12 protein-coding genes are annotated in these 13,182 nt (G+C 72.5%); 8 read left to right on the top strand and 4 right to left on the bottom strand.

The annotated features are described in order from the left end of the window. Positions 1 to 201: 201 nt before the first annotated feature. The 7 genes from ACIRPX_RS03235 (at position 202) to ACIRPX_RS03205 (ending at position 7,388) form a co-directional block, all read left to right on the top strand. A complete protein-coding gene (locus tag ACIRPX_RS03235; protein ID WP_404187578.1) occupies positions 202 to 678 on the top strand; it encodes a single-stranded DNA-binding protein in 477 nt (158 codons plus the stop codon). A gap of 259 nt (positions 679 to 937) precedes the next feature. After that, positions 938 to 2,353 carry a Cys-Gln thioester bond-forming surface protein gene (locus ACIRPX_RS03230; RefSeq protein WP_404187577.1) on the top strand — a complete coding sequence of 472 codons (1,416 nt, stop codon included), beginning with the start codon at positions 938 to 940 and terminating at the stop codon, positions 2,351 to 2,353. Between the two features lie 334 nt (positions 2,354 to 2,687). Further along, positions 2,688 to 3,062 (top strand): hypothetical protein, encoded by a 375-nt coding sequence (locus ACIRPX_RS03225; protein ID WP_404187576.1) that lies wholly within the window; start codon positions 2,688 to 2,690, stop codon positions 3,060 to 3,062. Between the two features lie 267 nt (positions 3,063 to 3,329). Next, entirely contained in the window at positions 3,330 to 4,418 is a 1,089-nt protein-coding gene (locus tag ACIRPX_RS03220) for a zinc-binding dehydrogenase (RefSeq protein WP_404188252.1), read from the top strand. Positions 4,419 to 4,638: 220 nt separating this feature from the next. Continuing rightward, entirely contained in the window at positions 4,639 to 6,303 is a 1,665-nt protein-coding gene (gene ettA, locus ACIRPX_RS03215; protein ID WP_404187575.1) for an energy-dependent translational throttle protein EttA, read from the top strand. A gap of 6 nt (positions 6,304 to 6,309) precedes the next feature. Next, positions 6,310 to 6,723 carry an acyl-CoA thioesterase gene (locus ACIRPX_RS03210; RefSeq protein ID WP_404187574.1) on the top strand — a complete coding sequence of 138 codons (414 nt, stop codon included), beginning with the start codon at positions 6,310 to 6,312 and terminating at the stop codon, positions 6,721 to 6,723. After that, positions 6,720 to 7,388, top strand: a complete 669-nt coding sequence (locus ACIRPX_RS03205; protein ID WP_404187573.1) for a hypothetical protein — start codon at positions 6,720 to 6,722, stop codon at positions 7,386 to 7,388. Before ACIRPX_RS03210 ends, ACIRPX_RS03205 begins: the two co-directional genes overlap by 4 nt. A 38-nt stretch (positions 7,389 to 7,426) precedes the next feature. On the opposite strand, the gene ACIRPX_RS03200 is transcribed toward ACIRPX_RS03205, so the two are convergent. Further along, positions 7,427 to 7,831, bottom strand: coding sequence for a globin (locus ACIRPX_RS03200; protein WP_404187572.1), 405 nt, complete (start codon positions 7,829 to 7,831; stop codon positions 7,427 to 7,429). Between the two features lie 145 nt (positions 7,832 to 7,976). On the opposite strand from ACIRPX_RS03200, the gene ACIRPX_RS03195 reads away from it, so the two are divergent. Next, positions 7,977 to 8,972, top strand: coding sequence for a methyltransferase domain-containing protein (locus ACIRPX_RS03195; protein ID WP_404187571.1), 996 nt, complete (start codon positions 7,977 to 7,979; stop codon positions 8,970 to 8,972). A gap of 9 nt (positions 8,973 to 8,981) precedes the next feature. On the opposite strand, the gene ACIRPX_RS03190 is transcribed toward ACIRPX_RS03195, so the two are convergent. From ACIRPX_RS03190 to ACIRPX_RS03180, 3 genes are all read right to left on the bottom strand, one after another. Next, the gene (locus tag ACIRPX_RS03190; protein WP_404187570.1) at positions 8,982 to 10,313 is read right to left on the bottom strand and encodes an FHA domain-containing protein; all 1,332 of its coding nucleotides are present in this window, start codon (positions 10,311 to 10,313) and stop codon (positions 8,982 to 8,984) included. Positions 10,314 to 10,394: 81 nt separating this feature from the next. After that, positions 10,395 to 11,741, bottom strand: a complete 1,347-nt coding sequence (locus ACIRPX_RS03185) for a VWA domain-containing protein (protein WP_404187569.1) — start codon at positions 11,739 to 11,741, stop codon at positions 10,395 to 10,397. Between the two features lie 99 nt (positions 11,742 to 11,840). After that, positions 11,841 to 13,181, bottom strand: coding sequence for a protein phosphatase 2C domain-containing protein (locus ACIRPX_RS03180; RefSeq protein ID WP_404187568.1), 1,341 nt, complete (start codon positions 13,179 to 13,181; stop codon positions 11,841 to 11,843). Position 13,182 lies beyond the last annotated feature (1 nt).

The raw sequence follows: 13,182 nt of genomic DNA, 5'->3' as shown, positions 1-13,182 counted from the left end.
ACGTTCGGACGCTCGTCCGGGTGACGAAGTTGTCCACAGGCGGTGGACGGTCCACAGGGCTCAGCGGGCTCGGCCCGGCGGAGGCAGTCTGGCTCTGCGGCGATCACGGCACACAGGGTCGCCACGGCAGACGCAGCCGTACGGGACGGGCCCGTAGGCATGTCCGCCCGGCCCCGGCGGCCGGGCGAGGGAGGGGTCGTGATGAACGAGACGATCATCTGCGCGGTGGGGAACGTGGCGACGCAGCCGGTGTTCCGGGAGCTGGCGACGGGGTCCTCCGCGCGGTTCCGGCTGGCGGTGACCTCGCGCTATCTGGACCGGGAGAAGAACGAGTGGACCGACGGTCACACCAACTTCTTCACGGTGTGGGCGAAGCGGCAGCTGGCCGCCAACGTGTCGGGGTCGCTCACCGTCGGCGACCCCGTCATCGTGCAGGGCCGGCTCAAGGTGCGCTCGGAGGTGCGCGACGGGCAGAACTGGACCTCGGCGGACCTGGAGGCGGTGGCCATCGGCCACGATCTCACCCGCGGGACCTCCGCGTTCCGGCGCACGGGCAGGCCGGAGGCGGGCGCGGCCACCACGGCCCGGCAGCAGCCGGAGCCCGACTGGGCAACCCCGCCGGGGGACCCGGAGGCGGTGCCGGCCCAACAGATGGCGGAACCGGCGGCAGTGACGTGATGTCAGGTCCCGTCCCGAGCTGACCGTACTGCGGCTTATCGGCGAATGCGTTCCGAACGATCCGGTGGATTTATCGATAAGCCCTGCTCGGGGGCCGTGTTGGCGATAACGATTCCGATTCGGATCTCTTGTCCGACCGTATGACCGGCAGGCGTGGTGCGCCGCGTCCTTAGGATGCCGGGCATAGCTCTCTGGGCTTCTGACTCTGCTGGCGGGACCACATCCCCCACGTCAACGGTCCTGCTCGAAGGGGAATGTGGTGCTTTCTTCTTTCTCCGCGCGGTTCGTGCGCAGGCGAGGGGCTGCGCGTCTCGGCGCCGCGGCTCTGGCGTCCGGTCTCGTGGCCGTCGGTGTGTTCGCCGGTGCCGGTGCGGCCGCGGCGGACACGCAGCCGACGACACGGAGCCAGGGCGGGGCGACCGCCACCATAGGCGCGCTCAAGACGTACGGCGCCGCCGTGATCCACGACGCCGGCGGGGACCAGCAGGTCTCGGCGGGCCTGTTCGAGATGTCCGTCGACGGCGGCGGCACCCTGCAGACGTACTGCGTCGACATCCACAACCCCACCCAGCGGGACGCCAAGTACCACGAGACCGCCTGGAGCGGCACCTCGCTGGGGACCAACAACCAGGCCGCCAAGATCCGTTGGATCCTGCAGAACTCCTACCCGCAGGTCAACGACCTGGCGGCGCTGGCGGCGAAGGCCGGCGTCAAGGGGGGCCTCACCGAGCAGGACGCGGCGGCGGGCACCCAGGTGGCGATCTGGCGCTACTCGGACGGGGCCGACGTCGACGCCGTCGACCCGCAGGCCGAGCGGCTCGCGGACTACCTCCGGAAGAGCGCCGTCTCCCTGCCGGAGCCCAAGGCCTCGCTGACGCTCAGCCCGCCCGCGGTCTCCGGTCACCCTGGCGAGCGCCTCGGCCCGGTGACCGTGCACACCAACGCGGACGGCGTGACCGTGACGCCGCCGGCGGGCGCGGCGACCAGCGGGGTGCGGATCGTCGGCAAGGACGGCAAGCCGATCACCTCCGCGGTGAACGGCAGCCAGCTCTTCTTCGACGTGCCCGAGGACGCCCCCGCGGGATCGGCCGACATCACCCTGCAGGCCTCCACCACCGTGCCGGTGGGCCGTGCCTTCACCTCCGAGACCCATAGCCAGACGCAGATCCTGGCCGGCTCCAGCGAGTCGACGGTCTCGGCGCCCGCGAGCGCGACCTGGGCGCAGAAGGGGGCGATACCGGCACTGTCCGCGGTGAAGGACTGCACCAAGGGCGGCCTGGACGTCACCGCCGCCAACACGGGCGACGCGGCGTTCACCTTCGAGCTGATGGGGGCCACGTACACCACCCCGGCCGGGCAGTCCCGCACGGTGACGATCCCGCTGCGTGAGGACCAGGCGTACGACTTCACGATCAAGGGGCCCGGCGACCTCGGGCAGCGGTTCGTCGGCGTCCTCGACTGCCAGACGCAGGGCACCGAGAGCGGCGACACGACCCAGATCCTCAGCGCACCGAGCCCCGCGACCGTGGGCGGCACCACGGACGACACCAACCTCGCCGCGACCGGCGGCTCCAGCACCACCCCGCTGATCGCGGGTGTCGCCATCGCCTTCGTGCTGATCGGCGGCGCGGCCCTGGTGCTCCTGGGCAGGAAGAACGCCCCGACCCAGGACTGAACGAGCACCGGGCCCCCGTCTCCGGCGCGGGTCATCGCTCGTATACGACGCTACGGGTTCCGGGCCGTCCCCGGCGGCACGGTTCCCTGCCGTCCCGGGCGGTACGGTTCCCGGCCGTTCCCGGCGGCGCGGATGCCTGGCCCTCCCCGGCGGCACAGGTTTCTGGCCGTCCCCGCCGGTACGGGTTCCCGACCCTTTCCGGCGGCACCGGTCCTTGGCCGTTCCAACCGTTCCAACCGTTCCGGCCGTTCCGGCCGTTCCAACCGTTCCGGCGATTCCGGTGGTTCCGGCCGTCGGGGCGGCGCCCGGGCCGTCCGGCGGGCAGGATGGCCCCATGACGAATCGCCCCGTGCCGCCGACGCCCCACGACGCCTCGGGCTCCATGCTATCCCTGTGGTCGAAGGACTCGGTCCTGTCGATCGGGTCGGTGGGGTCGGTGCTCTCGGTCGGGTCGGTCGGCTCGACCCTGTCGGTCGGCTCGGTCGGCAGCGTCCTCTCCGCCGGCTCGGTCGGCTCGGCGCTCTCGCTGATCTCGGCCGGCTCCTGGCTGAGCAAGGGATCGGTGCTGTCGGCGCAGTCGGAGTGGTCGGTACTGTCCTGGCGTTCCTCGCGCGCCTTCCGGTCGGTCGGGCTGGTCGGGGCGGCGGCCGTGACCGCTCTGCTGCTGGCCCAGCGCGTCTCGAAGGGCGCCACCGGCGACCGTCCGTGACGGACGGGCCACCGTCACCGGTGCCGACGTCCACCGAGGCCGAGCTCAGGGTCACGGGACGCTGCCGCGCACGAAGTGGCCGCGCGGAGAGTGCGAGGGCGAAGTCCTCGTGACACGACCGCAGAGCGGCCGCTCGGGTCACCGCCGGTGCGGCAAGGCGCCGGCGGCATTCCGGCCGCCTGCCGAATCCGACTGCGGGCACGCGGGACCGTCGGGACGGCAGGGAACCGTACCGCCCGGCTTAGGATTCCTCGCGTGAACGATCTGATGACGGCCGCTGTGCTCACCGGCCACGGAGGCCCCGACAAGCTGGAGATCCGCCGCGACTGGCCGGTGCCCGTTCCCGGGCCGCATCAGGTGCAGGTGAGGGTCACGGCCGCGGCGGTGAACAACACGGACATCTGGACGCGGGAAGGGGCCTACGGCAGCCCCGATGATCCGAACGCCGTGTCCGGGTGGCTGGGGCCGATCGACTGCCCCCGGATCCAGGGCGGCGACATCGCGGGTGTGGTCAGCGCCCTCGGCCCGGGGGTCCCGCCGGACATGCTGGGACGGCGGGTCCTGGTCGATCCCGGGCTCTACCGCGACAGCGGTGCCGACAAGCCGCCCGTGGGATTCCTGGGCAGCGAGGCGGACGGCGGCTTCGCCGAGTTCGCCGTCGTCGACGCCGATCACGCGCACGACATGACCGGCAGTCCCCTGACGGACGAGGAGTTGGCGTGCCTGCCCGTCGCCTACGGCACCGCCATCGGGATGCTGGACCGCGCCGGAGTGCGCTCCGGGGAACGGCTGCTGGTCACCGGCGCCTCCGGAGGCGTGGGACTGGCTCTCGTCCAGCTGGCGTCCGCACGAGGCGCCGAGGTGGTGGCCGTCACGAGTGCGGCCAACGCTGAGGCGGTACGGGAATCAGGAGCCGCGCACGTCCTCCTGCGGGACGCGGAGGATCTGCCCGCGCAGGTGCGAGTCCTCGCCCCGGACGGCCTGGACGCGGTGGCCGATGTCGTCGGCGGGCCACTCATCGGCGCACTGATGCCCGCCGTACGGGACGACGGCCGCTGGGTGATCGCGGGGGCTGTGGCCGGCCGAGTCGTGGAGTTCGACCTTCGCCGGCTCTACCTGCACAACATCACGCTCATCGGGTCCTCCATGCACACGCGGGCGCACTTCGCCGCTCTGGCCGACGCCGCCCGGGCAGGAGTTCTGGCACCTCGCATCGCCGCGCGCTACCCGCTGACCAGGCTGCACGATGCGCAGGAGGCCTTCGCCAGGACCCGCGGTGCCGGGAAGATCGTCATCCGCATGACCGAACCCAGCGACGCCGCCGCGGAAACGAGTGCCGGCCGGACCACCACCTGACTCCCGGGCGGTCCCGAGGCCGTCCGCAAGGCCGTCCGACATCCCCGAAGCCGCCCGACGCCTACCGCAAGCGAGAGGCGAGCCGAAGAGCTACGGCCGCCGCTCGCGAAGCCCCAGCTCATCGGCCTACCGCCATACGGGTTTCCCCCGCAGGGTGGCCGTCAGGCAAGATGGGGTGTATCTGCCCACTGCCAGATTTCAAGCTGCCGGACGGTTTCTCTTGGCTGAGTTCATTTACACCATGCGCAAGGCGCGCAAGGCGCACGGCGACAAGGTGATTCTCGACGACGTCACCCTGAACTTCCTCCCGGGTGCCAAGATCGGCGTCGTCGGTCCGAACGGTGCCGGTAAGTCGACCGTGCTGAAGATCATGGCGGGGCTGGAGCAGCCGTCCAACGGCGACGCCTTCATCTCGCCCGGTTACAGCGTCGGCATCCTGATGCAGGAACCCACGCTGACCGAGGAGAAGACCGTCCTGGAGAACGTCCAGGAGGGTGTCGCCGAGGTCAAGGGCAAGCTCGACCGGTTCAACGAGATCGCCGAGCTGATGGCCACCGACTACTCCGACGCGCTGCTCGAGGAGATGGGCAAGCTCCAGGAGGACCTCGACCACGCCAACGCCTGGGACCTCGACGCCCAGCTCGAACAGGCCATGGACGCGCTCGGCTGCCCGCCCGGCGACTGGCCCGTCACCACCCTCTCCGGTGGTGAGAAGCGTCGCGTCGCGCTCTGCAAGCTGCTCCTCGAAGCCCCTGACCTGCTGCTCCTCGACGAGCCCACCAACCACCTCGACGCCGAGTCGGTGAACTGGCTGGAGCAGCACCTCGCCAAGTACGAGGGCACCGTCGTGGCCATCACCCACGACCGGTACTTCCTCGACAACGTGGCCGAGTGGATTCTCGAGCTCGACCGCGGTCGCGCGTACCCGTACGAGGGCAACTACTCCACGTACCTGGAGACCAAGCAGACCCGTCTCAAGGTCGAGGGCCAGAAGGACGCCAAGCGCGCCAAGCGGCTCAAGGAGGAGCTCGACTGGGTGCGCTCCAACGCCAAGGGCCGGCAGGCCAAGTCCAAGGCGCGGCTGGCCCGGTACGAGGAGATGGCCGCCGAGGCCGAGAAGATGCGGAAGCTGGACTTCGAGGAGATCCAGATCCCGCCGGGCCCGCGGCTCGGCAGCATCGTCGTCGAGGTCGACAACCTCAATAAGGCCTTCGGCGACAAGGTCCTCATCGAGGACCTCAGCTTCACGCTGCCGCGCAACGGCATCGTCGGCGTCATCGGCCCGAACGGCGCCGGAAAGACCACCCTCTTCAAGATGATCCAGGGTCTGGAGACCCCCGACTCCGGCAACATCAAGGTCGGCGAGACCGTCAAGATCTCGTACGTCGACCAGAGCCGCGAGAACATCGACCCGAAGAAGACGCTGTGGGCGGTCGTCTCCGACGAGCTCGACTACATCAACGTCGGCCAGGTCGAGATGCCCTCGCGCGCGTACGTCTCCGCCTTCGGCTTCAAGGGCCCCGACCAGCAGAAGCCGGCCGGCGTGCTCTCCGGCGGTGAGCGCAACCGCCTCAACCTCGCGCTCACCCTCAAGCAGGGCGGCAACCTGCTGCTCCTCGACGAGCCGACCAACGACCTGGACGTCGAGACCCTCAGCAGCCTGGAGAACGCGCTGCTGGAGTTCCCCGGCTGCGCCGTGGTCGTCTCCCACGACCGGTGGTTCCTGGACCGGGTCGCGACGCACATCCTCGCCTACGAGGGTGACTCCAAGTGGTTCTGGTTCGAGGGCAACTTCGAGTCCTACGAGAAGAACAAGATCGAGCGGCTCGGCCCGGACGCGGCGCGTCCGCACCGTGCCACCTACAAGAAGCTGACCCGGGGCTGATCGATCTTGCGGCACATCTACCGCTGCCCGCTGCGCTGGGCGGACATGGACGCGTACGGCCACGTCAACAACGTGGTCTTCCTCCGCTACCTGGAGGAAGCCCGTATCGACTTCCTGTTCCGCCCGGACAAGGATTTCCAGCAGGGGTCCGTGGTGGCGCGCCATGAGATCGACTACAAGCGGCAGCTCGTCCACCGGCACGCGCCCGTGGACATCGAGCTGTGGGTCACGCAGATCAGGGCGGCGTCCTTCACCATCGCCTACGAGGTGAAGGACGGCGACGAGGTCTACGTCCGGGCGTCGACGGTGATCGTGCCGTTCGACTTCGAGGCCCAGCGACCGCGCCGGATCACCGCGGAGGAACGGGACTTCCTCGAGGAGTACCGGGACGACGACAAGGAGGAGGCCGTCGCCGCATGACGGTGCTCCATCTCGCCGACGAGGGGGAGGCGGCGGACCTCGCGGCCTTCCTCTCCCGGCTGATCCACTACGACCGTTCGGCGGCGGTACGGCTGCAGGCCGCCGGGACCGCGCTCGCGGTCTTCGGGCGGCCGCCCTCCTTCGAGGTGCTGGCGGTCCGCGCGGTGCGGCTCGCGAAGCCGTACGAGAACGGCCTCGACGTCACGCTGGACGTGACCGTCTCCGCCGGTGAGCTCCTGGAGTCCGTCGACGAGTCGGCGGCCACGGCGTCGGTGCCGGGTGCGGTGACGGGGCCGCCGTGGGCCGGGGTGCTGCCGCCGCGGGGCGGCTGGCGTGCCGAGTCCGGGCTGCCGGCGCCGGATGCGCTGCGCGCGGCGGTCGGGGCGGCGGTCGCCGAATTCCGTTCCCGTACGCAGGAGTTGGCGGACGAGCGGCGCACACGCGCCGAACTCGACCGGATCGGACGGGAGATCTGGTCCCGGACGGTCGGCGACACCCGTCTTCCGGTACGGGCCGCGCACGCGGCGCAGTCGCTGGGGTTCCTGCGGGCCGGTGTGCCCGCCGACCTGTTCTCGTCCGGCGCGTGGCTGCGGCTGCGTACGCCCTTCGGGTCGGTCGCCGTGCGGCGGGCGGGGCTCGGGGCGCTGGACGTCAGCGTCCGCTGAGCGGCCGGCGGCCGGACCCTGCTCGGCCGCCGTGAACGTCAGTCGGGGGTGTTGACCATCGACGCGGCGGCGTACGTCAGGTAGTTCCACAGCTGCCGCTCGTGCTCCTCGGACAGGCCCAGCTCGTCGACCGCGTCGCGCATGTGCCGCAGCCAGGCGTCGTGCGCCTCGCGGTTCACGGTGAAGGGGACGTGCCGCATGCGCAGCCGGGGGTGGCCGCGGTGGTCGCTGTACGTCGTCGGGCCGCCCCAGTACTGGATCAGGAACAGGGTCAGGCGCTCCTCGGCCGGGCCGAGGTCCTCCTCGGGATACATGGGCCGCAGGACCGGGTCCTCCGCCACGCCCTCGTAGAAGCGGTGGACCAGGCGGCGGAAGGTCTCCTCCCCGCCGACCTGCTCGTAGAAGGTCTGCTCCTGCACCGTGCCGCGCCGAATCTCATTCACCCGTCCATGCTCTCAGACGGCGGGACCCAGGACCTGAGGCCTAGGACCAGTTGTGAAGGATCCAGGTCCCCGGTGGAGAGGCCGGATTCCGGGTCCGGCCGGTCCGGTGCTCGCCTCGTGGCCCGGGCCGCAGGACAGTGGACGTATGGGCGCGCATGCTCCCGACGAGAGCGACAAGGACCTCGCCGGCCTCGCGGCCTCGGCACGGGCCGGGCTCGTGCGGGTGATCGAGGCGTGCGGGGCCTGGGCGCGGGACCCGGTGTGGCGGGAGGCGTTCGAGGCGGTCCCGCGCCATCTCTTCGTGCCGTACTACTACGTCGCCGTCGGCGGCGGCTACGAGCGGCGCTGGGGCGAGAGCCCCGATCCGCGGAGTAGGGAGACGTGGGTGCGCGGCGCCTACGCGGACGCCCCGCTGGCCACCCGGCTGCGCGACGGCGAGCTGCTCTCCTCCAGCAGCCAGCCGTCGCTGATGGCGATGATGCTGGCGGAGCTGCGGGTCGGGGACGGCGACCGGGTCCTGGAGATCGGCGCCGGCACCGGCTACAACGCGGCCCTGCTGGCGCACCGGCTCGGTGACGACGACCTGGTCACCACCGTCGACCTGGAGCCGGAGATCACCGAGTCCGCCAGGCGGCACCTGGAGGCCGCCGGGTACCACCCGGCCGTCGTCACCGGCGACGGCGCACGGGGAGTCCCCGAACGCGCCCCCTACGACCGGATCATCGTGACGTGCGCGCTGAGCTCGGTGCCGTGCGCCTGGCTCGCCCAGTGCCGTCCCGGCGCCCGCATCCTGGCGCCGTTCGGCACCGGACTGCTCGCCCTGACGGTCCGGGACGCCGGCCGTGCGGAGGGGCGCTTCCTGGCCACGCCCGCCTACTTCGTGCCCCTGCGCGGCGCGGGCCGCCCCGAGCGGGAACCGGCCGATCTCGCCGGCGTTCCGCGCCGGGCCACACAGCACGAGGGGTTCCGGTTCCTGCTCTCCCTGACCCGGGGCAGTCTCGGCCCGCAGGAGGCCCTGGCCCTGTGGGAACGCGAGCGGCAGCCGCCGCGCGAGCGCTACGGCATCACGGTCGGCGACGGTCGGCAGCGGGCCTGGCTGGACGATCCGGAGGGGCCGTACGTCTGGCCCCTCCCGGCCTGAGTGCCCGGCTCAGCCCCGGCGGATGGTGATCGTCGTCCAGGCGCCCACGTGCACCCGGTCGCCGTCCTGGAGCGGCACCGGCACGAACGGCTGGATGGGCTCCTCGGAGTTGTTCACCGTCGTGCCGTTCGTCGAGTTCTGGTCGACGACCGCCCAGCTGCCGTCCGGCTGCTGGACCAGCACCGCGTGCTGGTGCGAGACGCCCGGGTCCTCCGGCGGCACCGCCAGGTCGATGTCCGGGGTGTCGCCGGTGGAGTGGCGCCGGCGCCCGATGGTGATCTGGTTGCCGCTGAGCGTGCGCTGTTGCTCGGGCGAGTACGCGGGCAGGTTCAGGCCCGCGGCCTCGGGGCCGGAGCGCTGCATCATCGCCATGAAGTACTCGCGGTCCGGACCGATCGTCGCCATCCAGGTGGCCGGACCGGCGGACGGCTGCCCGTAGCCCTGGCCGGGCGGCGGGGTCTGGGCCGGGCCCGGCGGCTGCGGGTAGCCGTAGCCGCCGCCCTGGCCGGGGCCGCCGGGGCCGCCCTGCCCGCCGGGGCCTCCCGGGCCGCCGGTCGGCGGGGAGATCACCCAGTCGTCGTCACCGCCGCCGAAGGACGGGCCGCCGGGCTGCGGCGGCCGCCCCGTCTCCTGCGGGAAGCCGGGCGGGGCCGGCGGACCGGGCTGGTGGAACGCCTGCGGGGCCCCACCGGGGCCGCCGGGAGCCCCCGGGCCGCCGGGACCGCCCTGTCCGCCGGGACCGGCGGGCGGTGTCGGGCCGGGCGGCGGCGGGACCGGGCGGGCGGGGTCCTGGCCGAAGCCGGACGGGTCGCCGAAGGGGCCGCCCGGGCGCGCGGGACCCGCGGGGTCCGAGCCGTAGGGCGGGCTCGGCGGGAGCGGCTCGGCGGGACGGTTCATCTGCGACGGGCGCGAGCCCTGGTACTCGTACGAGTCACCGGCACCGCCGTACGACGGACCGGGTCCTCCGGGGCCACCGGGTCCTCCGGGGCCGGGCGGCTGCTGGAAGCGCACCGCGGGGCCGGGCGCCGGCGGGCGCGGGGCGGCGGGGGTGTAGGAGGTCGCCGTGTTGGTCAGGAAGTTCCACCGGCACTCCTCGCAGAACGGCGCACCGCCCTCACGGGGCGTACGGCACTGCGGGCAGAGCTCCGGCTCGGGGTCCGGCACGGCGGACAGGTGTCCGCGGCCGCCGGGCTGCGGGCCCTGGCCGGGCGGCGGGAAGCCGTAGCCGCCACCGGGCGGGGGCGGCGGAGGGGGCGGAGGCACGGCACCGGCCATGCGGTGACCGCAGACCTCGCACCAGTCGTCGGAACCCGACTGGTGTCCGTTCGGGCAGGTCGGCATGTCGGCGCTTCCCCCTCTCCATTTCCGGCCGTGGGGGCCGGGTTCTCCAACCCCGGGGGGTCGGGCTCGCTCGTTGCTACGTCACTTCTTTACACGAACAGTCTTTGTCGACCGAGTTTCGAGCGTCATCTCGTCGGCCTCCTCGACCTTTGCCTTCAGTCGCACAGTACCGGTCGCGGCGTCGACCACGTCCACCACCTTCGCAAGCAGTTTCGCAGTATCCGCGTTTCCGGAGGTGCTGGCGAGTTGAACGGCCCGGCCCAGTTTGGCCGTTGCTCCGTCGAAATCTCCCGCTTTGCGCAGGTCGAGCCCCTGCTGGATGGCCTGTGCCAGTTCGGCCTGCCCGGTGTAGTGGGCGACCTGCGGGTTGATCGACGTGGAGGCGGCCATGTCGTCGGTCCACACGGCCCGGACGAGGCCCTGGGCGCCGAGGTTCTGCGCGCTGCCGTCGGGCTGCGGGATGACCAGCGAGACGCGGGCGGCCAGCATCTCCTGGCCGATGCCCGCCGACGGCACCTCGACGCACACGTGGTAGTCGCGGGACTCGTCGCCCCAGGAGCCGGTGGGGTAGTCCCCGGCGCGCGGGCCGGCCTCCGTGCGGCGGTCGGTCAACTCCTCGACGGTGGGCGCGACCTGCTTGACGAACTTGATGGCGGTGCCGACCGGGGTCCACAGCCGCAGGGTCACGTCGGCGACCTCCTTGCCCATGGCCGTCTCCATCATGTGCGTGAAGTCGGCGGCGAGGCCGGCCGGGTCGGCGACGATGTCGGCCGTGCCGAGCAGCGCGGAGGCGATCCCTGTGACTTCTTTCACTTCCCAGTCGGTGCCCACGCCCCGTGCGTCACAGGTGAACCGTCCGGCACTGGAGTCCAGGGCGGCCTTGAGGTCCTCGGGCGACTCGTGCTCGTTGCGGCCGTCGGTGAGCAGGATGCCGTGGCGGATGGCGACGTCGGCGGAGGAGAGCAGCCGGTCGGCCAGGCGCAGCCAGGTGCCGATGGCCGTGCCGCCGCCCGCGCTGAGCGCCCGCAGCGCCTGCTTGGCCTGCGCGCGGGTGCTGGCGTCGGCGACGGCGAGGCGGCCGCCGCCCGGGTAGACCTCCTTGGCGACATGGGTGCCGCCGATCACCGCGAAGTGCACCCCGTCGCGCAGGGTGTCGACCGCGGCGGCCGTCGCGTCCCGGGCGTTGCGCATCTTCGTCGGCGGGTAGTCCATCGAGCCGGAGCAGTCGACCATGATCGCCACGGCGGCCGACGGGCCGTGTCCCGGCGCGTAGAGGTGGGGTGCGGCCACGGCGCTGCCGACCGTGCCGCCGCCGGTGGCGGTCACCGTGACGATGGCGTTGACCTCGCGACCGCCCTCCGGCAGGTACTCGTTCTGGTACACGTCCATCGAGAACTGCGGCACGTTGGACTTCGAGAAATTGGCCATGCCTACTCAAATCCCCCTCGAGAACCTCGCGGGTGCGAGGTGATTCCTGGAAGTGGACCGGTCCCCTCCGGCCCGCCGGGACCGCCCCCGTACGCGGCCTCAGGCCGATCCTGCCCCCTGAGACACGGCCGGGAACGGGACGACGGCCACTGTTACGTTGTCGTGGCCCCCGCCGTCCAGGGCATGGCCCACCAGCACGCGGGCGCTGTGCAGCGGCCGGGCCGCCGCGTCCGGCGGGACGATCTCGGCCATCTCCTCCGCCGCCTCGGCGTAGTTCCACAGACCGTCCGTGCACACCACCACCACACCCGGCCGGTCCGGCTTGAAGGAGGCGGTGTGCGGCTCCAGTTCATAGGCGTCCGCGCCGAGCCAGCCGGTGATCGCGTGGGCCCGCTCGTCGGCGTACGCCTCGGCCTCGGTCATCAGGCCCGCGGAGACCATCTGCGCGGCCCACGAGTCGTCCTCGGTGAGCCGGGCCGGGGACGAGGAGCGGTCCGCCGGAACCCAGTAGACGCGGCTGTCGCCGACCCAGCCGACGACCAGCAGCCCGGGCGTCACGATCGCGCCGACGATCGTGCACGCGGGCGCGTTCTGGTGCGGGCCGTGCTCACGGGCGGTGGCCGGCTCCTCGGCCAGGGCGTTGACCGCGTGCGAGGCGGCCACGATCGCGTCGTGCATGGCCTGCTGCGGGTGGGTGCCGCGCGGCAGGGCGGTCAGCAGCGCCTCGGTCGCCGCCCGGCCGGCGGCGAGCGAGGCGTCGTCGGGGCGGGTCGCCGACGAGACGCCGTCGCAGACCACGGCCACGGACGCGGGGGAGCCGTCCGGGAGGGTGGCCTGGCCGATGCCGAACGCGTCCTCGTTGCGGTGGTGGCGCAGGCCGCGGTCGCTGACCGCGGCGACCGGGCCGGACTCCTGCTCCATGTGGTCGCGTTCGCGGGGCTGGGCGTGCCCGCAGTTCTCGCAGTAGCCGTCGCTGTCGACGCGGCCCGCGCGGCAGGCCACGCAGAGCTTGGCCGGCCCCGCGGGAGCGGAGAGGTCGGCGATGCGCGGGTCCGGTGCCTGGAGCGGGTAGTCGTCGGGCTCCGGAGGCCGGTCGAAGCGGACCCCGGACGCCGGGGAGACCGGCGAGCCCGTGGGCGGCGCCGGGGGCAGCGGGGAGTCGCCCGAGTCCGTGCCGGGCAGATCCGCCGAGTGGTGCGTCGCCGCCGGGGTGCCGGCGCTGTCCGGCTCGGCGGCGAGCGGCCAGGCCGCACCGCCCTCGCCGCCGTCGGCCGGGGGCGGCACCGAGCCGTTCAGGGCGATCGTCGGGTGGTCGTCCGGCGGCGCGGGGACGGCGGACAGGTCGTATCCGCACGCGCCGCAGAAACGGTCGTCCGACTCGAGCGGCCACTCGCAGCTCGGGCAGTTCGACAGGGCGGCCTGCTGGGGCATCTGCGACATC

It is taken from the genome of Streptomyces sp. NPDC101225 (assembly GCF_044767585.1).
Taxonomy (GTDB): domain Bacteria; phylum Actinomycetota; class Actinomycetes; order Streptomycetales; family Streptomycetaceae; genus Streptomyces.
The sequence above is the reverse complement of the archived record's forward strand: the minus strand, read 5'-3'. Positions and strand labels throughout refer to the sequence as shown.

Excerpts from the sequence above, each read along its gene's own strand:
- ACIRPX_RS03235 (WP_404187578.1), top strand. The coding sequence starts at position 202 with ATGAACGAGACGATCATCTGCGCGGTGGGGAACGTGGCGACGCAGCCG.
- ACIRPX_RS03225 (WP_404187576.1), top strand. The coding sequence starts at position 2,688 with ATGACGAATCGCCCCGTGCCGCCGACGCCCCACGACGCCTCGGGCTCC.
- ACIRPX_RS03220 (WP_404188252.1), top strand. The coding sequence starts at position 3,330 with ATGACGGCCGCTGTGCTCACCGGCCACGGAGGCCCCGACAAGCTGGAG.
- ACIRPX_RS03205 (WP_404187573.1), top strand. The coding sequence starts at position 6,720 with ATGACGGTGCTCCATCTCGCCGACGAGGGGGAGGCGGCGGACCTCGCG.
- ACIRPX_RS03195 (WP_404187571.1), top strand. The coding sequence starts at position 7,977 with ATGGGCGCGCATGCTCCCGACGAGAGCGACAAGGACCTCGCCGGCCTC.
- ACIRPX_RS03190 (WP_404187570.1), bottom strand. The coding sequence starts at position 10,313 with ATGCCGACCTGCCCGAACGGACACCAGTCGGGTTCCGACGACTGGTGC.
- ACIRPX_RS03185 (WP_404187569.1), bottom strand. The coding sequence starts at position 11,741 with ATGGCCAATTTCTCGAAGTCCAACGTGCCGCAGTTCTCGATGGACGTG.
- ACIRPX_RS03180 (WP_404187568.1), bottom strand. The coding sequence starts at position 13,181 with ATGTCGCAGATGCCCCAGCAGGCCGCCCTGTCGAACTGCCCGAGCTGC.